At 70.4% G+C, this 26616-nt stretch carries 21 protein-coding genes and 2 pseudogenes; 2 read left to right on the top strand and 21 right to left on the bottom strand.

Annotated features, from left to right (window positions below; all coding sequences use genetic code 11):
- On the bottom strand, positions 1-2174 hold a 2174-nt coding region (locus ACIF83_RS30550), incomplete at its 3' end, for a condensation domain-containing protein (RefSeq protein ID WP_399731705.1).
- Between the two features lie 98 nt (positions 2175-2272).
- On the opposite strand from ACIF83_RS30550, the gene ACIF83_RS30555 reads away from it, so the two are divergent.
- Positions 2273-3520 (top strand): glycoside hydrolase family 5 protein, encoded by a 1248-nt coding sequence (locus ACIF83_RS30555; RefSeq protein ID WP_399731708.1) that lies wholly within the window; start codon positions 2273-2275, stop codon positions 3518-3520.
- A 99-nt stretch (positions 3521-3619) separates the two neighbouring features.
- Here the strand turns inward: ACIF83_RS30555 and ACIF83_RS30560 are convergent, their stop codons facing one another.
- From ACIF83_RS30560 to ACIF83_RS30630, 15 genes and pseudogenes are all read right to left on the bottom strand, one after another.
- On the bottom strand, positions 3620-5287 hold the full coding sequence (locus ACIF83_RS30560) for a glycosyltransferase family 2 protein (RefSeq protein ID WP_399731711.1): 1668 nt from the start codon (positions 5285-5287) through the stop codon (positions 3620-3622).
- Between the two features lie 330 nt (positions 5288-5617).
- Positions 5618-5929: a hypothetical protein gene (locus ACIF83_RS30565; protein ID WP_399731713.1), complete on the bottom strand. Its 312-nt coding sequence runs from the start codon at positions 5927-5929 to the stop codon at positions 5618-5620.
- A gap of 23 nt (positions 5930-5952) precedes the next feature.
- The gene (locus ACIF83_RS30570; RefSeq protein ID WP_399731716.1) at positions 5953-6207 is read right to left on the bottom strand and encodes a hypothetical protein; all 255 of its coding nucleotides are present in this window, start codon (positions 6205-6207) and stop codon (positions 5953-5955) included.
- The gene (locus ACIF83_RS30575) at positions 6204-6701 is read right to left on the bottom strand and encodes an EVE domain-containing protein (RefSeq protein WP_399731719.1); all 498 of its coding nucleotides are present in this window, start codon (positions 6699-6701) and stop codon (positions 6204-6206) included. The genes ACIF83_RS30570 and ACIF83_RS30575 overlap by 4 nt, the downstream gene beginning before the upstream one ends.
- Before the next feature lie 156 nt (positions 6702-6857).
- A complete protein-coding gene (locus tag ACIF83_RS30580; protein WP_399731722.1) occupies positions 6858-8267 on the bottom strand; it encodes a phytoene desaturase family protein in 1410 nt (469 codons plus the stop codon).
- Positions 8260-8639: pseudogene (locus ACIF83_RS30585) on the bottom strand (DUF3556 domain-containing protein); the annotation flags it as partial. The pseudogene ACIF83_RS30585 and the gene ACIF83_RS30580, both read right to left, overlap by 8 nt.
- Before the next feature lie 75 nt (positions 8640-8714).
- Entirely contained in the window at positions 8715-11099 is a 2385-nt protein-coding gene (locus tag ACIF83_RS30590) for an ATP-binding cassette domain-containing protein (RefSeq protein ID WP_399731725.1), read from the bottom strand.
- A gap of 209 nt (positions 11100-11308) precedes the next feature.
- On the bottom strand, positions 11309-12268 hold the full coding sequence (locus ACIF83_RS30595; protein ID WP_393484272.1) for an SDR family NAD(P)-dependent oxidoreductase: 960 nt from the start codon (positions 12266-12268) through the stop codon (positions 11309-11311).
- A gap of 428 nt (positions 12269-12696) precedes the next feature.
- On the bottom strand, positions 12697-13854 hold the full coding sequence (gene pqqE, locus ACIF83_RS30600; protein WP_399731728.1) for a pyrroloquinoline quinone biosynthesis protein PqqE: 1158 nt from the start codon (positions 13852-13854) through the stop codon (positions 12697-12699).
- Positions 13851-14123 (bottom strand): pyrroloquinoline quinone biosynthesis peptide chaperone PqqD, encoded by a 273-nt coding sequence (gene pqqD, locus ACIF83_RS30605; protein WP_393484278.1) that lies wholly within the window; start codon positions 14121-14123, stop codon positions 13851-13853. The genes pqqE and pqqD overlap by 4 nt, the downstream gene beginning before the upstream one ends.
- Entirely contained in the window at positions 14120-14914 is a 795-nt protein-coding gene (pqqC, locus tag ACIF83_RS30610; RefSeq protein ID WP_398139592.1) for a pyrroloquinoline-quinone synthase PqqC, read from the bottom strand. Before pqqC ends, pqqD begins: the two co-directional genes overlap by 4 nt.
- Complete coding sequence (gene pqqB / locus ACIF83_RS30615; protein WP_393484284.1) at positions 14911-15825, bottom strand: pyrroloquinoline quinone biosynthesis protein PqqB; 915 nt, start codon at positions 15823-15825, stop codon at positions 14911-14913. The genes pqqC and pqqB overlap by 4 nt, the downstream gene beginning before the upstream one ends.
- An 8-nt stretch (positions 15826-15833) precedes the next feature.
- Entirely contained in the window at positions 15834-15974 is a 141-nt protein-coding gene (gene pqqA, locus ACIF83_RS30620; RefSeq protein WP_393484287.1) for a pyrroloquinoline quinone precursor peptide PqqA, read from the bottom strand.
- A gap of 57 nt (positions 15975-16031) precedes the next feature.
- Positions 16032-17180, bottom strand: a complete 1149-nt coding sequence (locus ACIF83_RS30625) for a PQQ-dependent sugar dehydrogenase (protein ID WP_399731733.1) — start codon at positions 17178-17180, stop codon at positions 16032-16034.
- Positions 17181-17467: 287 nt separating this feature from the next.
- Positions 17468-18949 carry a glycosyl hydrolase family 28-related protein gene (locus tag ACIF83_RS30630; protein ID WP_399731736.1) on the bottom strand — a complete coding sequence of 494 codons (1482 nt, stop codon included), beginning with the start codon at positions 18947-18949 and terminating at the stop codon, positions 17468-17470.
- A gap of 39 nt (positions 18950-18988) precedes the next feature.
- Between ACIF83_RS30630 and ACIF83_RS30635 the strand changes: the two genes are divergently transcribed.
- Complete coding sequence (locus ACIF83_RS30635; RefSeq protein WP_393484296.1) at positions 18989-19690, top strand: CDP-alcohol phosphatidyltransferase family protein; 702 nt, start codon at positions 18989-18991, stop codon at positions 19688-19690.
- A gap of 27 nt (positions 19691-19717) precedes the next feature.
- On the opposite strand, the pseudogene ACIF83_RS30640 reads toward ACIF83_RS30635, so the two are convergent.
- The 5 genes and pseudogenes from ACIF83_RS30640 to ACIF83_RS30660 form a co-directional block, all read right to left on the bottom strand.
- Positions 19718-20134 (bottom strand): annotated as a pseudogene (locus ACIF83_RS30640) (adenylyltransferase/cytidyltransferase family protein); the annotation flags it as partial.
- Entirely contained in the window at positions 20125-21663 is a 1539-nt protein-coding gene (locus tag ACIF83_RS30645) for a fibronectin type III domain-containing protein (RefSeq protein ID WP_393484298.1), read from the bottom strand. The pseudogene ACIF83_RS30640 and the gene ACIF83_RS30645, both read right to left, overlap by 10 nt.
- Positions 21664-21778: 115 nt before the next feature.
- Positions 21779-23320 (bottom strand): lipopolysaccharide biosynthesis protein, encoded by a 1542-nt coding sequence (locus ACIF83_RS30650; protein WP_399731739.1) that lies wholly within the window; start codon positions 23318-23320, stop codon positions 21779-21781.
- Positions 23317-24909 (bottom strand): hypothetical protein, encoded by a 1593-nt coding sequence (locus tag ACIF83_RS30655; protein ID WP_393484304.1) that lies wholly within the window; start codon positions 24907-24909, stop codon positions 23317-23319. Before ACIF83_RS30655 ends, ACIF83_RS30650 begins: the two co-directional genes overlap by 4 nt.
- On the bottom strand, positions 24906-26375 hold the full coding sequence (locus tag ACIF83_RS30660) for a hypothetical protein (protein ID WP_399731742.1): 1470 nt from the start codon (positions 26373-26375) through the stop codon (positions 24906-24908). Before ACIF83_RS30660 ends, ACIF83_RS30655 begins: the two co-directional genes overlap by 4 nt.
- Positions 26376-26616 lie beyond the last annotated feature (241 nt).

Raw genomic sequence — 26616 nt, forward strand, 5'->3', positions numbered from 1 at the left:
ACCGAGTCCCAGAAAGTGATCGGCTCCGTGAGCAGCAGGTCGAGCAGGAGCTGGGGGTCACGTTGCTGGGTGGCGTCCGCGATGTAGAGCCCACCGCCGCAGCCCAGGAGGCCGAAGATGTCGAAGACCGACAGGTCGAAACCGAGCGAGGTGACGCACAGAGCCACGTCGTCGGGACCGAAGCCGAAGGTGCGATAGCACCAGTTGAGCAGGTTGTGGACGGGGCGATGGGTGACCACGACGCCCTTGGGCTTTCCGGTGCTGCCGGAGGTGAAGACGACGTACGCGGTGTTGTCCGGCCCGGCGACCGGCTCCGGGTTGCCCGAGGCGACGGGCAACGGCGGCTCCTGCTCACCGGCCACCTCGACGAGTTCGACACCGGCCGGGAGAGCCAGGGGCTCGGTGTCCGCGGTGGACAACACGAGGTGGGCCCCAGTGTCGATGAGCATGCCGGCCACGCGCTCGGCCGGCAACGACGGTTCCAGGGGCAGGTAGGCCCCGCCCGCCTTGAGCACGCCGAACACGGCGGCGACCATGATCGGACCGCGCCGGATGCCGACACCGACCACGGTCTCCGGGCCGACGCCGCGCTCCTTGAGGTCCCAGGCGATCCGGTTCGCCCGCTCGTTCAGCTCTGCGTAGGTCATGGTTCCGCCGGCCCAGCGCAGTGCGATCGCGTCCGGCCGCAGGTCGGCCTGCTCCTCGAACAGCAGATGAAGCGGGCCGGGGCACGGGAAGTCGCGGGCCGTGTCGTTCCACTCGACGAGGATCTTGTGGCGTTCCTCGGCGTCGAGCGGGCGGCCCGCGGCCTCACCCGGTACGGCCTTGGCACCGTGCTCGCGCTCGGCGACGGCCGGCACGTCGACGGCGCCGACGGTGATCCCGGGGTCGGCGACCACCTGCTCCACCACGCGCACGAACCGCGCCGCGATCCGCTCCACCGTCGAGTGGTCGAAGAGGTCGGTGGCGTACTCGATCTCCCCCATCACCGAGCCGTCGGACTCGTCCGGCGCCAGGTTGAAGAACAGGTCGAACTTCGCGGTTCCGGTCGGGATGGGCTCCATCGACACCGTCAGACCGGGCATCTCCAGCTCCGGAGGCTGGTTGTTCTGCCACGCCAGCACCACCTGGAACAGCGGGTGGTGCGCGGCCGACCGTTCCGGCCGCAGCAGCTCCAGCAGTCTCTCGAACGGGACGTCCTGGTTCTCGTACGCCGCGAGCGCCTTCTGCCGTACCTGTTCCAGCACCCGCTCGAACGACGACTCCGCGGACAACCGGACCCGCAGCACCCACGAGTTGACGAAGAACCCCACCAGATCGTTGAGCGCCTCGTCGGTGCGGCCCGCGATCGGCGATCCGACCGTCAGGTCGTCGCCGCTGCCCATCCGGTGCAGCAACACGGTCAGCGCGGCCTGGAACACCATCGACACGGTCGCGCCGTTGGCGCGGGCCATCGCCTCGACCCGCGTCCGCGTCTCGGTCGACAGGCTGATCTCCACCGATCCGCCCCGGTGGCTCGCCACCTCGGGCCGGGGCCGGTCCAGCGGCAGCGGCAGCGGCTTCGACACCCCGGCGAGTTCCTCGCGCCAGTACGCCGCCTGGACCGACAGGAGGCTCGCCGGGTCTGCCGGCTCCCCCAGTTCCTCCCGCTGCCACAACGTGTAGTCCGCGTACTGCACCGGCAGTTCCGTCCATTCCGGCTCACGGCCGGCCACCCGCGCGCGGTACGCCACGGACACGTCCCGCGCCAGCGGTGCCAACGACGCGCCGTCACCGGCAATGTGATGGATCACCAGCACCAGCAGGAACTCGTCGTCGCCGCTCTGGACGAGGCTCCCCCGCAGCGGTACATCGGCCGACAGGTCGAACCAGCCGCTCGTGACCGAGGAGATCACACCGGGCACCCGGTCGGGAGACACCCGCCCCCAGTCCTTCCAGGGCAGCTCGACCTCGGCCGGGTCGAGGATGCGCTGGAACGGCTCGCCGTCCAGTTCGCCGAAGACCGTCCGAAGGACCTCGTGGCGGACCATCACGTCCTGGAACGCGGCGCGTAACGCGGCCGTGTCGAGCGCTCCGTGGAACCGCAGGAGCAGCGGAATGTTGTACGTCGAGGAAGGACCCTCGAAGCGGGTGATGAACCAGATGCGGCGCTGCGCGTACGACAGGGGAATCATTTCCTCGTTCACCTTTCGATCACTCTGCGCAACTGCAAACGCGGTGTTCAGATCAACGGGGCACTCATCGGACCCAATCGTTAGGCCGACTCGAGGGATTGGCCACCGAGGTGAAAGAAGTCGGTCAGAGACTGCACTGCGGAGCCGGGAGGCCTGACCAGAGCTCCACACCCGGTGACGGAGCGGCCGTGGCCCAGGGGAGTGAAATTCTCTGTCCCTCGGACGAAGCGCGCTGGCGCTGCATCACTTACCGCGCCCATTTCGCCGAGTGTGCTGTGCAGGACGATCCCCAGGAACCGGAGGCACAGGTGCGCTCACTACCTTCCCGCAGCCGTTGGGTCACCCGAAGCGCGCTGGCCATAGCGGCGGCGCTCGGCCTGCTGTCCGCGACCGCGGCGCACGGAGCGGAGAACCGGTCGGCCGCCCGGCCCAGGACTCCGGTCCAGGCGTACGGCAAGGTCCGCGTCTGCGGCACGCACCTGTGCTCCGCGTCCGGCAAGCCGGTCCAGCTGCGCGGCATGAGTTCGCACGGTACGCAGTGGTTCGCCCACTGCCTGACCGACCGCGCTCTGGACGTGCTGGCGCACGACTGGAAGGCGAGCGTCCTGCGTGTCGCGACGTACGCGCGCCAGGGCGGTTACGAGGCGGATCCGAAGAGGTTCACCGACCTGGTGAACCGGTTGATCGACCGGGCGAGCGCCCGTGGCATGTACGTCATCGTCGACTGGCACATGCTCAACCCGGGTGATCCGTACGCGGACCTCGAGAATGCGAAGAAGTTCTTCAAGGACATCGCGCAGCGGAACAAGAAGCGGCCCAATGTGATCTACGAGCTTGCCAACGAGCCCCATAGTGTGGGCTGGCCGACCATCAAGAGCTACGCGGAAAAGCTCATTCCCGTGATCCGCTCCCAGGACCCCGCCAGCGTGATCCTCGTTCCGACGCCCGGCTGGGCCACGTTCAGCGCGTCCGAGGGTTCCGACGAGCGATCGGTCGTCAATGACCCCGTGGCCGCGAAGAACATCATGTACACCTTTCACTTCTACGCGCGAGTAGCGGCGGAGGGGTACATGGAAATCCTGCACCGCGCCTCGTCCAAGGTCCCGGTTTTCGTCACCGAGTGGGGTATCGCGTCGTGGACGGGATACGGCAGCGACCACGTCATGGCGCAGAAGTGGGTCGACCAGATGGCGAAGGACAAGATCGGTTGGACGAACTGGAGCCTCTCCGACAACGATCGGGAACACTCGGTCTTCAAGCAGGGCACCTGTAAAGCCGGTACCTTCTCCCGCGCCGGCTCCCTCACGCCGAACGGTGCCTGGATCCGGGAACGGATCAGAGGCTGAGGCCGCCGTACCCGACCGGATGACGACGAGAGGTCCTCGGAGCCCGGATCCGGGCTCCGAGGACCTCTTCGTGCCACCCGCTCCCCCGAGACTCTCGTTTCACACTCCCCTGACACTTTTCGCGGGCTCCATCAGCTTCCTCGGCGCGATGACGGGCACACGCGCCTCGGTGGTGGTCCGCGGCGGGACGAGGACGCGGCCGACGATCAGGGCGTAGAACAGGCCGGAGGCCAGCACCATGCAGAAGTCCAGGGGGTACAGGGTGACGGTTCGCCAGATGGCGGCGCACAGCCACACCACAGCCGTGCCGCCGTTCCAGACCCAGACACCGATCCAGAAACGCCGGTTCGTGGACCGGCCCGCGGCCGCCGAGCCGGTGGGCCGCCAGGACTGGCGCCTGCCGCGCACGATGTCCCAGATGGCGAACAGGTGCGCCCAGCCGTACAACAGGCGCACGGCCCAGGCTTCGAGCCGGTAGCGACACCGGTGCCAGCACGGGAAGAGCAGCACCGTGTAGACGACGCTGGGCAGGACCAGCAGCGCGTTCTCGGCCTTGAGCTTCTCGGGCATGGCCACGAGCAGGACGATCGGGATCAACGGCGCCACGAAGGTGAACAGTGCCGTGTGGAGGTAGTAGAAGAAGCCGGAGACATAGCAGAGCCGGGTGGTGAGTCGGAGCTTCGTGTCCCAGAACTTCCTGCTTCCCAGCAGGCTCATGGAGCCGGCACACCAACGGTACTGCTGGTGGTAGAACGCGCTCACGTTGTCCGGGCAGTTGCCGGTGGCCAGGGGGATCGGCACATAGCGCAGGCCCCAGCCGAGGCGACGCAGGTCGAAGCCCGTGTGCACGTCCTCCGAGTGCTCGATCAGCGTGGTACCGCCGTTGGCCTCGAGGGCCTTGCGCCGGTACACGGCGCAGCTCCCCACGCAGATGGCGCCGCCATGCCGCTGACGGGACACCTGGACCACCCGGTAGAACAGCTCCTGGACGGAACCCGCACCGCGCTCGATCCACGTCTGCCGGCCGAGTACGCGGAAGTACTGCGGTGACTGGACGATGCCGACCTCCGGGTCGTGCTCCATGTAGGGCAGCAGTTCCTCCAGAAGGTCCGCCCGGGGGGCGAAGTCGGCGTCGAGGATGAGGATGTACTCCTCGTGGGAGATGCCCAGCCCGTAGTGCAGGTTGCCGGCCTTCTTGAACCAGCCCCGGTTGGGCCGGCTCCCGTAGACGAAGCCGAACCTCTCGGCCAGGGCGGCGAGTTCCGGGTTCGCGGAGTCGTCGAGTACGTACGCGGTGGCCTTGCCGGGGTAGCGGTCGGCGAGCCGGCGCACGTGTGTCCAGGTGTTCTCCAGGACCTCTGTGGGCTCGCCGCACACGGGCAGGAAGACCGCGACCGTGGGGTGCGTCTTCGGTCGCCAGTCCTGGACAAGTCGGCGGTGGGCCTTCAGATCGAAGTCGGCGGTGAAGGCGTTCACCCGCATCGAGGTGACGTAGTACAGGACGGTGAAGCCCAGGCACGGCAGCAGGACGATCAGCCAGAGCGAGGCGTGGAGCAGTCTGAACTGGCTGTAGACGAGACAGCTCATGCTGATGAGCGAGGCGGTCGTGAGCACCCAGAGGTGACGCCTGACGTAGGAGTACTTCTCCTTGTCGTCCGGGGGCTCCGGGAGTACGTGGTTGCCGGTCTGCCCGGACCGAGGAGCTGTCTGCCGGGCGACCGTCGGTGGGATCTGTGTCGCGATGATCTCAGGTGAATTGAGACTCATGCGATTGTCCTTGAAGTCTTGGTCACGTCCTTGCTGTAGCCAGCCCGGGCACGAGGATCGCGTTCGGATGGGCCGATTGCTGCACGAGTCGCTCGAAGGAAGGATGCGGTGCAGCCGCGCACCCGCCAAAGGGGCGCAGGGGCTGCCCGCCCCTTCGACCCGGACTGCTTCTCAACAGGCCTTTTGCGTTCCCTGGCAGCAGTCGAGGGGTCAGGCTGTGACCTCCGGCGCCGTCTCGACGGCCGCACATCCGCGGGCCGGGACAGCACCGATCGGGCTACCGAAGGGCGGTCGGCCACCGGCTTGCGCTGCGAAGCATGCCGAATGCTGCTACGCGGTGGACGCTCGGTCTCTCCCACCGCACGGCTCAGCGCTCGTGCACCGCATCTGCGTCGAACACGGTGAGGTCCACCTCGACCTGGTGAGGTCGTGCGGGTCGAGGTCCGGCGGCGGGCGGTCCAGGACGCAGAGGCCGACGACCTTGCCCGGCTCGACGGTGTCCTTCCGGTCGTCGGCGAAATCCTGCCAGGCCGCGTCGACCGGGGAGGCGCGTAGCGCTTCGGCCAGGGGCACGCACTGCTCGGGGCCGCTCGGCCGGCCGCCGGCCTTCGGCAACCTGAGCGCGTACGCCGAACTCGCCACGGCCGGCGACCTGCAGGCCCGCGTCAGCGTGCTGCTGCCCGCGCCGATGGGCGGCTGCGCGAGAGCCTGGCCGAGTCGTTGATGCCGGGCAGCACGGTCCGGCCGCGCAGGTCGACGACCTGGGCGCCGGGGCCGGCGAGGGCGCGCATCACCGCGTCGCCGCCGACCACCGTGAAGTCATGGTCGGCGGTGATGACCTGACCACCGGTCAGGATCAGGCCGGGAGCTCCGCCACGTGTCCCAGCGGTCGTGGCCCTCATCGTCTTCAACGCCCTCATCGCCCCATCGTGACGCGGAGCAGCTCGAAGTCCTCGACGGCCAGCGGAACCAGGCCGAAGCGCAGCCCGTACCCCCAGTTCGGCCGCTGGGTCAGGACCAGGTCGGCGGCGACGGTGCGCAGGTCGGCGGCGTGCACGTCCTCGAAGTCCACAGCCCGACGCCATGGCCGCACAGTCCCTCTGGCACCCATGTTCATGACCTCGTCGGCGAGATAGGGCTCGTCGTCGGCGATGACTCCCAGTGCCGTGAAGGCGCGCAGCCCGGCCGTGTCGCCCATGCGCTCGGTGGGCGAGTAGAAGACGAAACCGTCGCCCCGGCGCATCCGGGCGAGATTGCGGCGATCGCCGTGGTTGAGCTGGATCCAGCCGTGCCTGCTCGCACGCCGGGCGTGCTCGGCGGACACCACGCCGAGCCAGGCCCGCTCCGGCGAGCCGGGCGCCTTGCGCGTGGGGTCTTCGATTCCGGTGGGAAAGAGGGTCGGGTGGCTGTTCATGGGCCCTCCTGGAGCCGTGGGACTGCCGTTCGGAGGAGCCCAGTCTCAGGGCAATACCTGACATGTAGCGTCATGTATTAGGGGCGGCGTCGGTGGCGTCATGTATTGCGCGTCCGCCGGCGAGCGCGCGGCCGGCGAGTACGACGGTTTCGTCGGTCACAGCGCTTGCAGCGCTGCTCGGGCGGCGTGGTGGCCGCACATCCCGTGCGCCCCGGGGCCCGGCGGGGTCGCCGCTGAGCAGAGGTAGTGACCGGGGAGCCCGGTGGCGTACGGATCGAGGCCGAGGCGGGGGCCGAAGACGAGTTGGGGGATGTTCTTCGCGCCGGTGAGGATGTCGCCGCCGACGTAGTTCGGGTTGTGGGCGGGGAACGCGGAGGTGGGGCGGGTGCTCATGCCGATCACGCGGTCCCGGAACCCGGGGGCGAACCGCTCGATCTGGCCAATGATCGCCTCGGTGGCGTCGCCGTCGTAGCCGTGCGGCACATGCGCGTAGCTCCAGACCGGGTGCACGTCGCCGACGGAGCGCTGCGGGTCGGCCAGGTACTGCTGGCCCACCAGGACGAACGGCCGCTCGGGCATCCGTCCGGCAGTGATCTCCCGTTCCGTGAAGGCCACTTCGGAGAACGGGCCGCCGACGTGCACCGTGCCCGCCCGGCGCGCCGGCAGCGCGGACCAGGGCACACCGCCCTCGACCGCGAAGTCCACCTTGAAGGCGCCCGGGCCGTGCCGGAACCGCCGGTAGGCGCGGGCGACGCGCGGCGGCAGCCGGTCGCCGAGGATGTCGGCCACCGCCCCGGGGGCGAGATCGAACATGGTCACGTCGGCGGACGGAAGGTCCGTGTCCGACCGGACCCGCACCCCGGTCTCGATCTTGCCGCCGAGATCGGCGAGCAGGGCCGCGAGGGCGTCGGTGATGGCGCGGGAGCCGCCCGCCGCGACCGCCCAGCCGTGCCGGTGTCCGGCGGTCAGGATGCCGAGGCCGATGCTGGAACTCATCGGGTGGTGCAGTGGCTGGAAGGCGTGGGCCGCCACTCCGCCGAACAGTGCCCGGGCCTCCTCCGTGGCGAACGTGCGTGCCAGTGCCGCGGCGGGGAGCAGGGCCGGGAGCCCGAACCGGGCGAGCCGGACCGGGTGGCGCGGCACCCGGAGCAGCGGACCCATGACGTCCTCCGCCAGGATGTCGAACGCGGCGGCGGGTCCGTCGAACAACCGCCGCCACCGCGCCCCGTCCCGGCCCAGCGCGGCCGCGGTGTCGCTGACGGAGCTGTACAGGACGCCGACCGATCCGCCGTCGAGCGGATGCGCGCAGTCGACGTCCGGCAGCCGCCACTGCAGGCCGTACCGGCCCAGGTCCAGCTCGCGCAGGAACGGCGACCCGACCGCCATGGGATGCACCGCGGAGCAGTGGTCGTGCAGCAGTCCGGGCAGGATGGCCTCGCCGCTGCGGGTGCCTCCGCCGATCTCGTCGGCGGCCTCCAGGACGGTGACCCGCAGCCCGTGCCGGGCCAGGGTGACGGCGGCGGCCAGCCCGTTCGGCCCGGCCCCCACCACGATCGCCTCACTCATGAGCCGCCGCCGGTGCGGCAGTCGCCGACGCGCAGTGCCGGCGTACGGGGCCGGCCGGCTCGTCCTCGGCCGGCCGGGGCCGGCGGGCCACCATGTCGGCGCCGGTCGCACAGCCCTCCTCGAGCGGCCCTGTGGCCGCGTCCACACGACGGCAGGGCCGGCACTTCCGCCGCATCGGCTGGGACTCGAGAACGATCACACGCAGCTCGCCCGGTTCGTAGTGGCAGCGCTCCTGGACCGCGCGCAGCAGCTGCTCTCGTGCAGATGGCCGCCGCCGAAGTTCCGTCCGAGGACGGCGCCGGCCACGGTCTCCCCGTCGCGGACATCGTAGGCGTCCGCGCCGTCGAGGACACGGGGCAGCAGACCGTCGAGGGTGCGACACCGCCGAACCCGTGCTGCACAAGGCGTCGGCCCGGAGGCCGCGCGGAGCCGGTGCGCACGCGTCGGTCAGGCGCCGACGTAGGCCGCGAGGTGTTCGCCGGTGAGGGTGGAGCGGGCTGCCACGAGGTCGGCGGGGGTGCCCTCGAAGACGATCCGCCCGCCGTCGTGACCGGCACCGGGGCCGAGGTCGATGATCCAGTCGGCGTGCGCCATGACCGCCTGGTGGTGCTCGATCACGATGACCGACTTACCGGAGTCGACCAGTCGGTCCAGCAGGCCGAGCAACTGCTCGACGTCGGCGAGGTGGAGGCCGGTGGTCGGCTCGTCGAGGACGTAGACACCGCCCTTCTCGGCCATGTGGGTGGCCAGCTTGAGCCGCTGCCGCTCGCCGCCGGAGAGGGTCGTCAGCGGCTGGCCGAGGGTGAGGTAGCCGAGGCCGACGTCGGCGAGCCGGTCGAGGATGCGGTGCGCCGCCGGCGTACGGGCCTCACCGGCCGCGAAGAACTCGCCGGCCTCGGTCACCGACATCGCCAGCACCTCGCTGATGTCCCGGTCGCCGAGGCGGTATTCGAGCACCGATGCGTCGAACCGCCTGCCCTCGCACTCCTCGCAGGTGGTGGCGATGCCGGCCATGATCGCCAGGTCGGTGTAGATGACGCCGGCGCCGTTGCAGGTGGGGCAGGCGCCCTCGGAGTTGGCGCTGAACAGGGCCGGCTTCACGCCGTTGGCCTTGGCGAACGCCTTGCGGATCGGGTCGAGCAGTCCGGTGTACGTCGCCGGGTTGCTGCGCCGTGAGCCGCGGATCGCGCCCTGGTCGACCGACACGACACCCTCGGCGGCGGGGATCGACCCGTGCACGAGCGAGCTCTTGCCGGAGCCGGCGACGCCGGTGATCACCGTCAGCACCCCGAGCGGAACGTCGACGTCTACGTCCTGCAGGTTGTTCGCCCGCGCGCCGCGGATCTGCAGCATGCCGGTGGGCCTGCGCACCGTGTCCTTGACGGCGGCCCGGTCGTCGAAGTGGCGGCCGGTGACGGTGCCGCCGGCCCGCAGCCCCTCGACGGTGCCCTCGAAGCAGACGGTGCCGCCCGCCGTGCCGGCGCCGGGGCCGAGGTCGACGACGTGGTCGGCGATCGCGATCACCTCGGGCTTGTGCTCCACGACGAGCACGGTGTTGCCCTTGTCCCGCAGGCTCAGCAGCAGGTCGTTCATCCGCTGGATGTCATGGGGGTGCAGGCCCGTCGTGGGCTCGTCGAAGACGTAGGTGACATCGGTGAGCGAGGAGCCGAGGTGGCGGATCATCCTGACACGCTGGGCCTCGCCGCCCGACAGCGTCCCCGACGGCCGGTCCAGGGAGAGGTAGCCGAGGCCGATCCCGACGAACGAGTCGAGGGTCTCCCCCAGCGCCGTCAGCAGCGGCTTGACCGACGGTTCGTCGAGACCGCGGACCCATGCGGCCAGGTCGCTGATCTGCATCGTGCAGGCGTCGGCGATGCTGATCCCCTCGATCTTCGAGGACCGGGCCCCCTCGCTGAGCCGGGTGCCGTCGCAGTCGGGGCAGGTGGTGAACGTCATCGCCCGCTCGACGAAGGCGCGGACGTGCGGCTGCAGCGCGTCGATGTCCTTGGCCAGCATCGACTTCTGGATCTTGGGGATCAGACCCTCGTACGTCAGGTTGATGCCCTCGACCTTGATCTTGGTGGGCTCCTTGTGCAGGAGGTCGTGCAGTTCCTTCTTGGTGAACCTGCGGATCGGCTTGTCCGGATCGAAGAAGCCGCAGCCCTTGAAGATGCGGCCGTACCAGCCGTCCATGCTGTAGCCGGGGATCGTCAGCGCACCCTCGCTGAGCGACTTGCTGTCGTCGTACAGCTGGGTCAGGTCGATGTCCGTGACCGTGCCCCGGCCCTCGCAGCGCGGGCACATGCCGCCGGTGATGCTGAAGCTGCGCCGCTCCTTGACGGTCTTGCCGCCGCGCTCGACCGTGACCGCGCCCGCGCCGCTGATCGAGGGGATGTTGAAGGAGAACGCCCGGGACGAACCGATGTGCGGTTGCCCGAGCCGGCTGAAGAGGATGCGCAGCATCGCGTTGGCGTCGGTGGCGGTGCCGACCGTGGAACGGGGGTCGGAGCCCATCCGCCGCTGGTCGACGATGATCGCGGTCGTCAGCCCTTCCAGCACGTCGACGTCGGGACGCGCCAGCGTGGGCATGAAGCCCTGCACGAAGGTGCTGTAGGTCTCGTTGATCAGCCGCTGCGACTCAGCGGCGATCGTGTCGAACACCAGGGAGCTCTTGCCCGAGCCGGAGACACCGGTGAAGACGGTCAGCCGGCGCTTGGGGATCTCGACGGTGACGTCCTTGAGGTTGTTCTCACGTGCGCCGTGCACGCGGATCAGTTCGTGGCTGTCGGCAGCGTGCGGCGCAGGCGACTGCGTGTCCGTCCTCTTGGTCATGCTTCTCGTCACTCCATCCCTCGGGCGGGCCCGCCTTCACGGTCTCCACCGGTGCCGCCTGGCCGGATCCGACCGGCTTCGAGGGTAACGTCCGATTTTCCTACGTCGGACGACACCCGTGGCGGCCACGGTAGCCGCGGCTCCGCGAGGGGCGCTTCTCCATTCCTGACCGGTCCGGTGACGGCCGCGAGGCGGGCCTCGGCGAGGGATCAGGCCGCGAACGCGTCGACGCCCGTCAGCTCCGCCGACAGTGCCCACAGGCGGGCCGCCTGCTCCGGGTCCGTCGCCCAGGCCTTCACGCCCAGGCGCTCGCCCTCGGGGGCGGGCTCGGCGATGTCGCAGTCCTCGAGGTAGACCCCGCCGAGGCCCTCCAGCTGGGGCGAGGTCGCCGCCCACACCTGGGTGGCCGCACCCTGCTGCGGGGACTTGAAGCCCTCGGGGTTGAGTGCGTTGCCCTGCTCGTCGATCCAGCCCCGCTCCACCATCTCCTCCTTGGGCAGGTGCCGCTGGAGCGGGGTGAGGATGCCGCCGGGGTGGAGCGCGAAGGCACGCACCCCTTTCTCCCTGCCGAGCCTGTCGAGGTGGACGGCGAACAGGACGTTCGCGGTCTTGGCCTGGCCGTAGGCCTCCCACTTGTCGTAGCCCTGCTGCCAGTGGACGTCGTCCCAGCGGATGCCGGAGAAGTGGTGGCCGCGGGAGGAGACGGAGACCACGCGGGCGCCGCCGGGTTCGATCGCCGGCCAGAGGCGGTTGACCAGGGCGTAGTGACCGAGGTGGTTGGTGGCGAACTGCGCCTCCCAGCCGGGTCCGACCCGGGTCTCCGGGCAGGCCATGATCCCGGCGTTGTTGATCATGAAGTCGATGGTGCGTCCGGAGGCGAGGAACCGCTCGGCGAAGGCCCGCACGCTCTCCAGGTCACCCAGATCGAGCTGGTCCACCTCGACCCTGTCCAGACCCGCGAGCGCCTCCCGCGCACTGTCCGGACGCCGCGCCGGCACGACGACCTCGGCTCCCGCCCTGGTCAGCGCGCGGGTGGTCTCCAGCCCAAGCCCCGAGTAGCCACCGGTGACGATCGCGAGCTTTCCGCCGAGGTCGATGCCGTCGAGAACGTCGTCGGCCGTACTGTCGGCCCCGAAACCCGAACCGATCTTGTGCTGTGCAGTGATCATGTCTGAAACGCTACGAATTAGAGCACACTCGAAGTCAAGCCGAACCAGACCGATCAGCGGATCGCCACGACCACATAGCTGTCGCCGTACTGCCAGACAGGCCCCGCATGACCGAAGCCCGCCTGCCGCGACGCCCACGCCCACGCCCGTGGCGGCCGGCCGCCTCAGCAGGGCGCTGGACCGGTTGGCCTTGTGGGCGAAGAAGACCTGGCCGGAGAGGTGGTGCCGGCGGTACACCGATCGGAGCTGCTCCAGATTCGCGGCCGTCCGGTCGGGAACGACCGCGTGCGGCGGCGACCCGAGCGCGTCCACGAGGGTGTGCAGCAGCTCGCCGGACTCCGCCGGCGAGCGCAGCCGCGGTTCCAGCCGCGGACGGAGAAACAGGGGGCCTCTTCACCCATCCGATCGGTTTACGCCCCGTACCTCCTCTAGTGGGAGCAAGTCGGCAGGTTTTCGCCGGAGCCCGGTCCTGGGAGCCCCCCACGGGCGGGGGCCGCCCCGGGCCGCCGGTAGACGTACGGCGGTGGCTCCACCCTGCCGCCGTCGGCCAGCTCGCGGACGAGGTGGTGGTCCGGCGACAGGGCGCACGCCGGGTCGGTGCGGGCAGCGTCGCCGGTGAGCGCGAACGCCTGGCAGCGGCAGCCGCCGAAGTCCTCCCCCTGGCGGGGACAGCCGCTGCAGGGGCCCGTCATCCACTCGGTGCCGCGGTAGCGGTTGAAGGCCGGGGACTGCTCCCAGATCCAGGCGAGCGCGTGGTCACGGACGTTGGGCGGCTGCAGGTCGGGCAGGGAGGCGGCCGCCGGGCAGGGCAGGACGGTTCCGTCGGGTGCGACGGTGAGCGAGACCGCTCCCCAGCCGCCCATGCAGGGCTTGGCGACGCCGTCGAAGTAGTCGGGCACGACCCAGACCAGGTCGACGCGGCCGGCGAGCCGCTCCCGCCAGTGTTCGACGGACTCCCGGGCGCGGGCGAGCTGGTCGCGGGTGGGCAGCAGCGCGGTGCGGTTGAGCAGACCCCAGCCGTAGAACTGCGTGTTGGCGAGCTCGATGCGGTCGACGCCCCAGTCCACGCCCAGCTCGACGAGGGCATCGAGGGCGTCGAGGTTGTCGCGGTGCAGGACGAGGTTGAGACCGAGCGGGAGCCCGGCCCGGCGGACGAGGGCCGCGGCCTGTTCCTTCGCGGCGAAGGAGGACCGGCGGCCGGCGATCCGGTCGTTGGCCCGCGGGTCGGCATGCTGGACGGAGAGCTGGACACTGCGCAGCCCGGCCGTGGTGAGCGCGGCCAGCCGGGCCTCGTCCAGGCCGGTGCCGCTCGTCACCAACTGGGTGTAGACACCGGCGGACTCAGCGGCGGCGACGATCTGCTCCAGGTCGGGGCGCAGCAGGGGCTCGCCTCCGGACAGGTGCGTGTGTACGACGCCCAGCCCGGCGGCCTGACGGAGCACGTCCGCCCACTCCCCGCCGCTCAGCTCGCTCGAACGGCGGGCGAGTTCCAGCGGGTTGGAGCAGTACGGGCAGTGCAGCGGGCAGGCGTGGGTGAGTTCGGCGAGCAGAGCCCAGGGGCGTGCGGGGTTCGTGGGACCGGTCACTTGAGCCAGCCCTCCTGTCGCAGACGGTCGAGGAAGGAGGGGACGGTGCCGGCCACCGGGGCGCCGGGGAACCGCTCGGCCAGCTCGTCGACGATCCCGGGCACCGTGCGGGTGCCGTCGCACAGGCCGACGACCATGCCGGCGTGTCCCTCCAGGACGACCACGCGTTCCGGCAGGACCAGCAGGTCCGCGCCGCGCACGGTGTCGTGGCGCAGCATCAGAGAAGGGGCGAGGGCGGGGCACCAGGTGTTCTCGGACTCCGGGATCACTTCGGCTCCCGTCGGTCGTCCTGCCCGTGCCGGTCGATCTGGTCGAGGCCGCCCGCCGGCTCGTCGTGCCCGGCGTTCTCGGGCCGCCCCGCGTGCTGCACGGCGTCGAGCAGGGACCACAGCACGTCGCACTTGAAGGAGAGCGCGGCCAGCGCCTTCTCCTGGTCCGTGCGGGTGCGGGCCCACTGGAGTACGAGGTCGAGCGCCTCGGTACTGTCGCGCCGGCCCTGGTCGACGCGCGTGCGGAAGTAGCCGAGTCCTTCCGACGCGATCCAGGGATAGTGGCGCTCGAACGCCTCGATGCGCCGGCGCATGAGGTCGGGGGCGGTCAGCTCGGTGAGCGAGGCGGCGACGGCCTCCAGGGTCGAGCGGAGGCGGCAGAAGTTGACGTAGCCGTCCACCGCCAGCCGTACGCCGGGCAGCACGGCCTCGCCCGACAGCAGGGTCCGGCGGTCCAGGCCGGCCGCCTCGCCGAGCCGCAGCCAGCGCTCGATACCGCCCTCGCCCTCGCTGCGCCCGTCATGGTCCTCGATCCGCCTCAGCCACATGCGCCGCAGCCGCGACGAGTCCAGCTTGGCGGTGATCAGGGCGTCCTTGACGGGGATGTGGCGCTGGTAGTGGAAGCGGTTGGCAATCCAGGAGCGCACCTCGGCCTGGGTCAGGTCGCCTTGGTGCATGCGGATGTTGAAGGGGTGGCGGTCGTGGTAGCGCGCCTCACCCACCTCGCGGAGGCGGGCCTCGAACTCGGCGGGGCTCCAGGGTTCCGTCAGCGGGGCAAGTGTCGTGGTCACAGCTCGATCACCATTCCGTCGTCGGCCACCTCGATGCCCAGCCGGGCGAGCTGCTTGTGCTGCGGCGCGGCGGGGTCGACGAGGGGGTTCGTGTTGTTGAGGTGCGTGTAGAGACAGCGGGCGGACAGCGTGGCGAGGATGCCGGCGGTGCCGTCCGGTCCGTCGACGGGCAGGTGGCCCATGCCCGTCGCGGTGCGGGCGGAGATGCCGGTACGGCGGGGCTCCTCGTCGTCCCAGAAGGTGCCGTCGACGATGACGCAGTCGGCCTCGGCGGCGGCGCGGTGCAGCGCGTCGGACCAGGTCGCCACGGCGGGGGCGTAGAGGGCGGACCTGCCGGTGGCCGGGTCGTACAGGCGCAGTGCGACGACCCAGGCGTCGTGCCCGGGGGCGTCGGCGGCGTATCTGGGGCGCTTGTCCGAGACGGGTACGGCGCTGATCCGTACGCCGGATGCGGGCGGGCCCGCGGCGTCGGCGCGCAGCGGCTGCGCGCCCCGGGGCTCCAGTTCCCGCCAGGCCAGGGTGGTGTAGGGGGCGAGCACCTCGCCGAGGTGCAGACGGTCCTCGAGTGCCCGGCGGACCGGGGCGGTTGCGAGGAGCTCCAGTCCGTCCGCCTCGCGCAACCGCCAGATGCCCAGCGTGTGATCGAGTTCGGCGTCGGTGAGGACCACTCCGGCGATCGGTGTCTGCCGGGGTCCGGGCCCGGGGTGCAGGACCGGGTGGGCCTCGATCTGGTCTCCGATGTCGGGCGTGGCGTTGACGAGGTACCAGCGGCCCTCGTCGGCCCGGACGGCCAGCGAGGCGTGCCTGCGGCGCCGCACACAGTGGGCGCGTGCCCCGGAGCACCCGGGGCACGCGCAGTTCCACTGGGGGATGCCGCCGCCGGCGGCGGTGCCGAGTACCTGCAGCAGCATGCCGGCGGTTAGCGGACGTTGAGCGAGTAGGCGGTGACCTCGAGCGCGGTGTCGACGATCGTGTACCCGGGGGCCTGCCACTCGGTCCGGCCGGCTTCCTCGGCGGTGGTCCCGGTCGGCTGTTCGATGTGCTCGATGGCTTCGTTCATGGTGCGTGCCTTCCTTTCGGCAGAGGTGAGTTCGCCCCCTTGTTCAGGAGGGGGTCGTCACTTGATGGTCACTTTGAGGAGGAGGTCCTTCGCGGTGCCGCGGTCACTCGTGCCCAGCCAGAGCTGGTCGGCGCCGGGTACCTTGGCCAGGGCCCGCAACCGGCCGTAGGCGCCGTTGTAGTAGGCCGTCGCCGGCTTGACGCCTTCGCCGGTGGGGTCAATCGGGAGCCGCCACAGCCTCTGGCCGCTGAGCGTCGTGACGTAGATGACGTTCTTGACGATCGCGATCTGGGCGGGCACGCCACCCTGGTTCGGCTTCCAGACCATCTTGGGGTTCTTCATCCCCGCGACGGAGCAGTTGCCCTCGCACTTGGGCCAGCCGTAGTTTCCGCCCGGCTTGACGAGGTTGAGTTCGTCCCAGGCGTCCTGGCCGATCTCGGTCTCCCACAAGCGGCCTTTGCCGTCCCAGGCCAGGCCCTGCGGGTTGCGGTGGCCGTAGCTGTAGACGCGGGTTCCGAACGGGTTTCCGGGAGCGGCGGCACCGGTCTTGGTGATCCGCAGGATCTTTCCGTTGAGCGAGTTCCTGTCCTGGGCCAGCTTCGACTGCTGCGCGTCGCCGGTGGTGACGTAGAGGTAGCCGTCCGGACCGAAAGCGATCTTTCCGCCGTTGTGCTGCGTGTCCCTGACGATTCCGCTGAGAACAGGGGTGTAGCCGCTCAGCGAAGTCCCGTTGAAGTTCATCCGGACCACGCGGTTGTCGACGGACGTGGTCTCCATGAAGAACACGGCCTTGTCCGTGGTCCCGTTCCAGGTGGGTGACACGGCGACACCCAGCAGGCCGCCCTTGTCCTGGGTCGCCTGGCTCCACACCGCGTTCGGGACCGTGCCGACCTTCTTCTTGGACCCGTTCAGGGCGACCTTCCAGACCACGCCGGTGTCGCGTTCGGTCACCAGCGCGGCCCCCCCGCCCCGCAGGAACGAGATCCCCCAGGGGGTCGTCAACCTGTCCGAGAGCGTACTGATGCCGGACGGTGCGCCCTCACGGTGCGCGCCGGATCCGCTGTCCTGCGCACGAGGGACGGACGGCGGTCCCGCGGCGGTCGCGGTCGACTGGCCCACGCCGACGGCCACCACGGCGGCGACAGCGGTGATCGCGGCCAGGCCCGGGCGGACCCGATGCAGCGCCGAATGCGCCAAGCGTGACATCCACATGCCTTTCCTGTCGTGGGGCGCGACCAGGTGATTGCCCACGGAAAACGGCGCGCCCGACTGCGATACACGGGGTGGTGCTCATTACTGCGCCGCAGCGTGGTGAACCCGGTGAAATGGGCGGGACCGAAGCGTGGCAATGACTCCTTTCTGGAGTATTAGGCGCCCATGGATTCTCTGGCCACCCGGATCCCCCCATCCTGCTGAAGGGCCGTAAAGTCCCTCCCACGAGTGACCCGCCGTCATGGCAGGTGGCGGGGCGGCGCGGCCGCCGCGGGACGGATCTACCGTTTGGCCGCGCATCCCGTCCGGTCGCTGTCGGACGGGGTCGGCGAGTCCGGGGGCGGAGGAGTGGTCGCGGGGCTCGGCTCGGGCGTCGCGGTGGGCGTCGGTCTCGGGGACGAAGCCGGAGAAGGGGCCGGGGTCGGGCCGATGCACGGAGGCACGGTGGTGGGGGATCCCGGCCGGGGCGAGTCGCCGGCGTCGGGCTTGTCGACGCAGTCGACGAAGCGCACGAAGCGGGGCCGTTCGGTGCCGTCGGCCGGGACCGCGAAGTCACCGGCCGCGTGGCTGCGGAGCAGGCACATGTCGTAGCGGGCGAGCGGCGGGAGAGTGTCCTGCGCGGCGGTGGTCCGATACTCGTGGCGGCCCACCAACTGGCAGGAGTCGTAACGGATCAGTGGTCCCCGCGGACCCACCGCGTAGCGGTGCGGGCGGACTTCGGCGGAGAAGTCCCGGTAGGCGAAGGCGGTGTCGTCGCAGTCGCTGAAGTGGACCGTTCCGCCGTTCCACACGCAGTCGATGACCAGCACGTCGGGATTGCGCACCTCGAAGCGGATGTCCTCGGCGTGGAACCGCTGCACCGAGTCATGGTGCACGTTGACGGGAAAGCGGAAGAACGTGCTGGTGGTGCCGTAGTCCGGGGTACTCTCCGGGCGTTTGCCGGTGATGATGTACGAGCCGCCCCGGCAGGTGATCGAGCCGCCGTAGGGGAACTCCAGGAAGTTGCCCCAGTCGTATTCGACCTTCATGTCGGTGAACCAGTAGTTGAGGAACTGGTCCTGGTCGTTCGGATGGTCTTTCGCGCGCCCCGAGAGCCCCGAATACAGAAAAGCCCGGCGATAGCTGCCGCCGACCCGGCACGCCTCCCACCGCATCTCCGAGTTGGTGTCCGTGCCGTCCAGGGCGAGCCCGTACTCCCATTCCCCCATCCATTCGCACTCGGAGAACCGGTAGTCCTGCGCCTGTCCGGTCGAGTACGACCTGAAGAAGGAGGCGCCGGGCGTGTCCGAGCGGAACTGCATGCGTTCGAAGGAGAGATTCGACCAGACGTCCTCGTTGCGGCAGAGATAGGAGCCCGGGCCGGTGTCCGGGCGGAAGACGAGGGTCGTCATGCGCTTGCCCGCTCCGGCGAAGCGCAGGCCGCTCGCGGGCCGCGGCGGAGCGACGCCGTCCAGCAACGCGTTCGGACGGGTGATGAGGAAGTCACCGGCGGGGATCTCGATCACCACGCGGCCGACACCCTGGGAGACGTGCGCGGCGGCGAAGGAGTAGGCGGCCTCGAACGCCGCGCTGTCGTCGGTCCGCCCGTCGCCCACCGCGCCGAGGTCGGCCACGTTGACCACGGTTTCCGCCCTGGTTCTCCCTCCCGAACCGGCGGCGGACGCACTGTGGGTGGACAGAGCCGTCGCGGCCAGCACCGACGCTCCGCCACGCAGGAGATGCCGACGGCTCACACGGGACACTCCGCCGCCCGATTCTGTCATAATTGCCTCCTTCCAGTGATTTTCTCGACAAGGTGGGAAATGACCGAGTTCGCCGAAGTGCTCAGGCAGTTGTCGTCGGCACAGAAGCCCGCGAAGGGGGCGTCGGTCTACAGCCTGTTCGTCAACCGTCCCGCCGGCCGGTTACTGGCCGCGGTGGCCTACCGAGTCGGGGCGACGCCCAATCAGCTCACCGTGCTCGGCTCCCTGTTCACGTTTCCGGCCCTGGCCACCGTGGCCCTGCTGCCGCCCGGCCGGGTGATGTCGGTCTGCGTCGGAGCGGCCATGACCCTGGGGTTCGCCCTGGACGCGGCGGACGGTCAACTCGCGCGCGGTCAGCGCTCGGGGAGTCCGTCCGGCGAGTGGCTGGACCATGTGCTGGACTGCGTCAAGCTCGTCAGCCTGCACCTCGTGGTGCTGGTGTCGTTCTACCGGTTCTTCGCGCTGCCCAGCCCGGTCCTCCTGCTGGCGCCGATGATCTTCCAGCTCGCTTCCGTGGTGATCTTCTTCGCCGGGGTTCTGACGGAGAAGCTCAAGCGGCGGACGACGGCCGATGCGCCGACGGGGTCGAGCCCGGCGCTGTGGTCCGTTCTGCTTCTGCCGGTCGACTACGGCGTGACCTGTCTCAGCTTCCTATTCCTGGGGAGTCAGCACATCTTCCTTTCGCTGTACTGCACCCTGCTGCTGGCCCATGTCCTGTTCATGGCCGCCTTCCTGGTCAAATGGTTTCGCGAGCTGCGCTGAGGGGATCTCCGGCGACCCCTGCAGGGAGAGCAGTTCCAGGGCACCGCGCAGCAGGGTGCTGGAGATGTGCATGGTGTAGGGGAAGTAGAGGACTTCGACGCCCACCTGCGCGAAGTGCCGCTCGAGCGCCTGCCACTTGGGCGTTCCCCGCCAGTCGTCGCCCTTGAAGACGACGTGGAAGCCGATCTGCTTCCATCGCTCCACCTTGTCGTCCTCCCACTCGACGACGGCCTCGTCGACGTGGCGCAGGCTGCGGACGATGTCCAGGCGTTCGGCGAGCGGGATGACCGGCGGCCTGCCCTTCATGCGCCCGGCCAGGTCGTCTGAGGTGACGCCCACGACGAGGCGGTCGCAGTGGCGACGCGCCTCGCGCAGGATGTTGAGGTGCCCGATGTGGAACAGGTCCCAGACGCCGGGCGCGTATCCGATGCGTGTCACGTCCACGGGTCACCCGCTCCCTTGTCGGTGACCTTCGCGGGCACGGCCACGTTCAGGGAGGGGGACTTCCGCGAGGTGTTCATCCCGTCCGTCACCTCGATCCGGTACCGGTGACGCGTACCGGCTGGCACGGAGTCGGTGTATCTCAGCCACGGGCGGTGCCAGTAGGTCGACGACGACGTCTGCCGGGAGACGAGTCGCCCGTCCCGGTAGAGGCGGTAGGTCAGCGCCGCGGTGGTCCGGTCCCAGGATGTCTGCCAGCGGAGGGTGACCTTTCCAGGGCTCGCGGCGGAGACCGAGAGGGCGGGAACTACCGGCGCGACGGTGCCGGGGCCGGACCCGAAGCGGGTGAGGCTCTGCTGGGGCCGGTCGTTGACCCGGGTGAACTCGCCTCCCACCCATAGGATTCCGCGCGCGACGGCCAGGGCTCGGGGCCCCACCCCCTCCACCCCCTTCCCCACGCCTTCGTCGGTGTCGGGGAACCAGTGCAGGATCCTGCGGTTCTCCGGCGACTGGGCCAGCAGGTGTTGCCGGTCCTGCCGCTCGGGGAAGCCGCCGGGCGTATAGGTGCAGTCGTGCGCGTGCGAGGCGCTGTAGAGCACTCCCTCGTAGGGCAGGACAGCCTGGGTCGCGCCCAGGCATGTGTCCTTCCACACCATGGCGTCGTTGCTGATCCGCCCCGCGATGCGGCCGTCGAAGACGCCTTCGCCGCTGCCTTCGGCGGCCACGTAGAAGCGGGTGCCGTCGTACGCGATCGACTTCACCACCGAGTCGGGCGGCAGCCAGGACGGATAGGTGTGCGTCAGCTCGCCGGTGGTGGGGTTCAGAGCGGCCAACGAGTGGGCCGACCGGCCGTCGACCCGCTCGAACTCGCCTCCGACGTAGAGCTTTTCGTGTGCGGGTACGACCGACAGGGCGCGCACCGGAGCATCGATGTCCGCCTCGAACGGCAGCAGGGTGCCCTTGGGGGTGAAGGCGGCGACGTGGTTCCTGGTCCGGCCGTCGACCCGCTCGAAGTCACCGCCGAGATACACCGTTCGGTTCGTGGTGTCGATCGCCCGTACGGTCGAGGACACCGCCGGCCGGAAGTCCTTGCGCAGGGTGCAGCCCGCCGTGTTCAGGGCCACGGCGCTCGCCACACCGGTGGACCCGACGTGACTGAAGGAGCCGCCCACGTACAGCACCCGGCCGTCGGGCGAGGCCTTGAGAGCACGTACGGTGCCCTCGCCGCCGGTGAACGACGGCGCGCACGGCAGCAGCTCGCCGGTCACGGCGTCGAACGCGGCGAAGTTGCGGCGCGAGACCTCCTTGGTGCCGGGTGCGGCGCCCGGCGGCCGCACCGAGGTGAAGGTTCCCCCGACGTATACGACACCGCGCGCGGAGGCCAGTGACCAGACGATGCCGTCCGTCTGCCAGGTGGCCAGCGGATCGGCGCTGAACGACGGCTTGGGCGCCGTGTCGGCGGCCATGGCGAAGGAGGCGTTGAGCAGGGCGGCGGAGCAGCAGACAGTGGCGGCGACAGCCTTCGTGGCCACCTTCGTCGGGAGCTTTCTCAGGCGCAAGGGACACCCCGGATAGCAGTGCTGTGGGCGGCACGCGGGGAATGAGGCAGGACTTCGCGAGCCCCCGACCGTGCGATCCCGCCTGGGCTCATGCGGCGCGACGGCGCAGCACTCCGACTAGCTCGCTCACTCCCAGCGACCTTCGATACCACCACAAAGTAGTACCGAATACACACAATCCAAAGGTCATCCCGACGGCGAGTCCTGACGGGGTGTCACCACCCAGCATGCGGGCGGCCGCCAGCACAACCGAGACGACCAGGGCGACACCGGCTGCGGCGGTGTAGCCGCGGTCGACGGTCGTGAAGCCGAGACGCAGGCGGATGAGCAGGGCCGCCGAGAGGTTCTCCACGATGATGGCCGCACCCCAGGACACGGCGGCTCCGAGGACACCCCACACCGGCACGGCGAGGACGCCGACCGCCAGTTGCACCGAGAACGCCAGGGCGGTGACGGCCAGATGCCAGGAACTCTTGCCCGCCATGAGGAGCACGGTCTGGGCGTTGCCGACCGCGACGTTGATCAACGAGGCCACGCACAGCACGACCAGGGCAGGCGCCCCGCTGACGAACTCCGGGCCGAAGACCGAGAGGACGGTCCGGGGGAAGCCGGCGACGAGGACGAACAGCGGCCAGGAGAAGAGCACGATCCAGCAGGTCGAGACGTGGTGCAGGTGGCGCGCCTCGCAGACCTGGTCGACGGAGAGCAGTCGGCTGATCTCGGGTGCCACGGCGAGCCGGACGGCGAGTTGGAGAAGGGTGCCCGCGGTGACGACGCGGCCGATGGCGGTGTAGACGCCGGCCTCCGTGCTGGTGGCGAGGGCGGACAGCAGGATGACACCGACCCAGACCGCGCTGATGTCGAAGATCGAGGAGACCGCGCGGGGTGCCGAGAAGCTCCAGAAGGCGTGCCAGGGTGCGGCCCCGCACCCCGCCGGGCGCGCCGTACCGTGTACGGCGCGGCATCGGCGCAGGGCCAGCCAGGCGGCCACGGTGCCGGCCAGTGCGGGCAGCAGCCAGGCCGCGGCCAGGGACAGGATCCCGGGCGCGTAGTACGCCACCGGGACGGCGATCAGCACGCGCAGTACGGGTTTGCCGACCTGCTCCACGCCGACGAACGGCACGACCGTGCCGTGGCCCTGCGTGGCGCCCAGCAGGACCAGTCCGATGGTGGCGGCGGGCAGGAACACCGCGAAGAGCCGGACCAGGGTGACCGCGTCGGCCGGCTGCAGGTGAGGCAGGAACGTGGTGGCCACGGCGGGGAACAGCAGCAGGGGCAGGGCGGCCGCGGTGCTGGCCACGGCCGCCGGCACGACGGCCACACGCAGCAGAGCGCCCACCGAGCGGCCGCCGTTGACGGCGAGGTCGCGCGAGACGAAGCGGACCAGCGCGGTGTCGGCGCCCAACTTGCAGGTGTTGCTGAGGATGGTGAACAGGGCCACGCCCGTGAAGACCGCTCCCGCCCCACGCGCGCCGGCGGCGCGGGTGATCAGGCCGACGAGGAGAAAGGCGAAGACGGCGTTGGCCACGGAACCCGCCACGCCCCACCAGCCGCCCCGAGCGGCGGCGGCCACCCCGCTCGGGGCTGTGGCCCCGGCAGGGGTGGGAGCGGTCGTTCCGGGGGCGGTCACCCGCGGGAAACCGTGAGCGTGTCGTCCTTCGTGGAAAGTTCCACGATCGGGATGGCGGGCTCCACCACGGCACGGCGCCCGGGGCGACGGCGCAGGGCGCCGCGAAGGCGTCCGTGCGGACGGCCGGCGTCGAGCACGGCGCCGAGGAGGTTCCCGCCCGAGCAGCCGATCAGTTCGTACACCCGCTTGAGCTCGTCCCGCCGAGTCGTGTCGAGGCCGGTGACCAGGAGGACGCCGTCGACCCGCTGGGCGACCGCGAGCGCGTCGGCGTGCTCCAGGAGCGGCCGGGTGACGACGACCGCGGTACCGGAATCGGCACCGGGCAGTACCCGGTGGACCGCGACGGACCCGCCCGCCTGGACCTGCGAGCCGGTGGCCCCGCTGGAGCGGCAGACGAACCGCCCGGCGGTTCCGGCGTCGACGACGAGGCTCCCCTCGGGCAGGGCCTCCTCCTCGGTCGTGCGGGCGTCGTCCGGTACGAGCGGCAGTCGGGTCGCGAGGCCGGGCGTGTCGGGGTCGGCGTCCACCAGCAGCACCTCGTCGCCGCACTCGGCGAGGGCCGCGGCCAGGTTCACGGCGACTTCCCCGGTGGCGGCACCGCGTCGGGGTGCCACGACGAGCAGGCGGCCGGCGCCGGACGGGAGCCCGGTCCGGCGCAGTCGGTAGGCCAGGGCGCGGTAGGCCTCCGTGCGGTCACCGCCGGTGCGGCCGACCGTCAGCAGGGCCTCGTCCCTACGGCGCTCGGCGGGCAGCATGCCGAGGACCGGAGCCCGCAGCGCGGCCCGGACGTCGTCGGCCGAGCGGACCCGGGAGTCGAGGGCGGAGCGCAGCCAGGCCAGCAGGACGCCGAGGGCGAGACCGCTCGCCAGTCCGAGCACGAGCAGGATCGACAGGCCGGGCCCCGAGGGCTTGGTGGGGGCCTCGCCGCTGCGGACGATGTCTCCCCCGGTGGTGTCACGGGAGTTGATGTCGGAGACCCGCTTGTGCAGGGTGGCGATCTCGCTCTGTGCGGCGGAGTCCGTGGACTCGCCGTCCTCGGTCTTCTGCTTGGCCGCCTGCTTGGTCACCGCGACGATCTGCTGCTCCACTCCCCGGGTGGCCCGCTGTACGGCGGCGTCGTTACGGCCCTTGCGGTCGGCCAGGTAGGCATCGGCGAAGGCGTTGGCGCCGCGCGCCGCACGCCTGGGGCTGTTGGCCGTGAACTCGAAGCGGAGCACCTGGGACTTGGCCGGGTTGGTGACCCGCAGCCGGTCCTGGAGCGCGCCCGCATGGCTCACGGGCTGTCCCAGGGCGTGCGCCGCGCGGATGGCGACCGCGGCGCTGGCGGCGATCTGCTGCTCGGTGCTCATGCTGACCTGGTTGTCCGCGGCCACGGCGACCGTGCCGAAGGGGTCGGTGGTGGAGCGGACGAGGACTTCGCTGGTGGAGGTGTAGGTGTGGGCGCGGGCCAGCGCCAGGGCCGCTCCGCCGATCAGTCCCAGGACGATCCCCAATGCGATCACGGCGCGGTGGCGCAGGAGTCGGCGCAGTTGGTCGCGTAGCTGGTCCGGCTCGTCGTACCGGTCGTCGAAGGGGAAGGGGCCGGTCACGAGTGCCCTCCTGTTCCGGGGATCGATGCGTGAAGGGTGGGTGCGGTCGACATCGCCGCTGAGCGGAATCGGCATGCCCGGGCCGTGGGGGTGGTGATGAGCAGCGGAATGGTCATCAGCAGCATCAGCGGGCCCACGATGCCGAGCAGGCTGCCGCGCAGGAAGACCATCTGGTAGAAGGCGAAGGCCGGGACCAGCAGTGCCGCGAGGGTCCCCGGCCGGTCGCGGAGGCGGTGCCGTGCGTCGTCCATCCGGCGGCCGGCCGCGCCGAGCACGAAGAACACGATGGCCACCGCGGGCGGGCCGGCCCACAGATAGCTCTCGATCCACAACGGCGCGGAGAGATTGAGGAAGTCGTAGCCCGCGTACCGGGCCAGGGTGATTCCGGTGTCCTCGGGTTTGTCCGGCCACATCGAGCGCGGGACCAGGAACAGCGGGGGGCCCAGCGCGCTCTGGGGCGAGAACCCCTTTTCCCGCGCGTAGTCGATGCCGGTCTGCACCTGCTGGAAGGCGTCGTAGTCGCCGTTGGTGGTGAACTGCTCGGCGAGGGAGACGACGGCGATCTGTTCCCGGTCGCTGTAGCGGAAGTAGTCGCTGTAGGGGAAGACGAGCAGCACGGCCGTCATGAGGGTGGCCGCGACGGCGCGGAAGGCACGGGGCCGGCCCAGGCGGGGCACGGTGAACAGCAGGGTCAGCAGCACCGTACCGGCCCAGAACCTCGGTTTGCTGACAGGGTTGTTGACGACGACGTTCAGGGCCAGGAGCAGCGGCAGCAGCAGCCGGCGGACACCGCGCAGCAGCCGGTCGCCGCCGGGCAGCCGGGGTACGTGCAGCAGACCCAGCAGGGCCCAGAACGCGGGTACCGACAGTGCCCAGTTACGCAGGGCCATCACGAAGGCGTCCTGCGCGTTGTCCATGGCGCCGGCTTCGCGCAGGGCCTGACGGCTCGTGAAGTAGGCCGCAAGGCCGCCTGGTTGCGCAGGGATCAGCAGCACCGCGAGGACGAGGGCGAGGGCACAGAGCGCGATGAGGCGCCAGGGCGCGAGGCGGCGGGAGAGCAGCCGTTCCACCGCTCCGGGTGAGGTGACATCCGGACGGGCCGCGCGCGAGCGCTCCCGGCGGGCGGCGAAGGCCGTTCCCGCGGTGTGGGCGAGGAGCCCGAGTTCGATGACGGCCACGGCCGCGAGGGCGGTGCCTTCACCGGCCCGGTAGGCCCACGGGTACGTGTCGGTGGCGAGCATGGCCAGGGGCGCCAGGCCGAGCCAGATGTAGGCGAAGACCCAGAAGCCGAGGGCGACGAGGCGCACCGTGGTCGCGGTGAGCACGCGGGTGAGCGTCACACCGGTGTGCATCACGACGACGGCCTGCAGGGCGAGAGCCGCCGACAGATGCGAGCCGTACGACTGGAGGATCAGACTCGGCAGCAGGACGATCAGCGCCACGGTCCAGAGCGAGACCGCAGCCACGCCGCGGACGCCGGCGTCCCGCGTCCCGACCTCTGCGCCACTCGGACATTTCAACTGAACCTTCATCAACAGCTTTATAGCTCCCATTTCTTTCGATTCCGCACAGGCGCGCGCGAATCCGCAGTTCCACAAAGCCCTGCGCGAGCCCAGTCATCGAGTGACGAGGGCATTCGGGGCGGCGTGCCATTTACCCCAAATCGTGACAAATGTGTATTGCTTATCGCAGCAGATTCCCGGACAG

The organism is Streptomyces sp. NPDC085866 (genome assembly GCF_044541035.1).
Lineage (GTDB): Bacteria > Actinomycetota > Actinomycetes > Streptomycetales > Streptomycetaceae > Streptomyces.

What these genes read in the sequence shown, in the direction of transcription:
- ACIF83_RS30560 (WP_399731711.1), bottom strand. Translation starts at nt 5,287, where the DNA reads ATGAGTCTCAATTCACCTGAGATCATCGCGACACAGATCCCACCGACG.
- pqqA (WP_393484287.1), bottom strand. Translation starts at nt 15,974, where the DNA reads ATGAACGAAGCCATCGAGCACATCGAACAGCCGACCGGGACCACCGCC.
- ACIF83_RS30590 (WP_399731725.1), bottom strand. Translation starts at nt 11,099, where the DNA reads ATGACCAAGAGGACGGACACGCAGTCGCCTGCGCCGCACGCTGCCGAC.
- pqqB (WP_393484284.1), bottom strand. Translation starts at nt 15,825, where the DNA reads ATGCTGCTGCAGGTACTCGGCACCGCCGCCGGCGGCGGCATCCCCCAG.
- ACIF83_RS30580 (WP_399731722.1), bottom strand. Translation starts at nt 8,267, where the DNA reads ATGAGTGAGGCGATCGTGGTGGGGGCCGGGCCGAACGGGCTGGCCGCC.
- ACIF83_RS30635 (WP_393484296.1), top strand. Translation starts at nt 18,989, where the DNA reads ATGACCGAGTTCGCCGAAGTGCTCAGGCAGTTGTCGTCGGCACAGAAG.
- ACIF83_RS30570 (WP_399731716.1), bottom strand. Translation starts at nt 6,207, where the DNA reads ATGAGGGCGTTGAAGACGATGAGGGCCACGACCGCTGGGACACGTGGC.
- ACIF83_RS30630 (WP_399731736.1), bottom strand. Translation starts at nt 18,949, where the DNA reads ATGACAGAATCGGGCGGCGGAGTGTCCCGTGTGAGCCGTCGGCATCTC.
- ACIF83_RS30625 (WP_399731733.1), bottom strand. Translation starts at nt 17,180, where the DNA reads ATGTCACGCTTGGCGCATTCGGCGCTGCATCGGGTCCGCCCGGGCCTG.
- ACIF83_RS30595 (WP_393484272.1), bottom strand. Translation starts at nt 12,268, where the DNA reads ATGATCACTGCACAGCACAAGATCGGTTCGGGTTTCGGGGCCGACAGT.
- ACIF83_RS30575 (WP_399731719.1), bottom strand. Translation starts at nt 6,701, where the DNA reads ATGAACAGCCACCCGACCCTCTTTCCCACCGGAATCGAAGACCCCACG.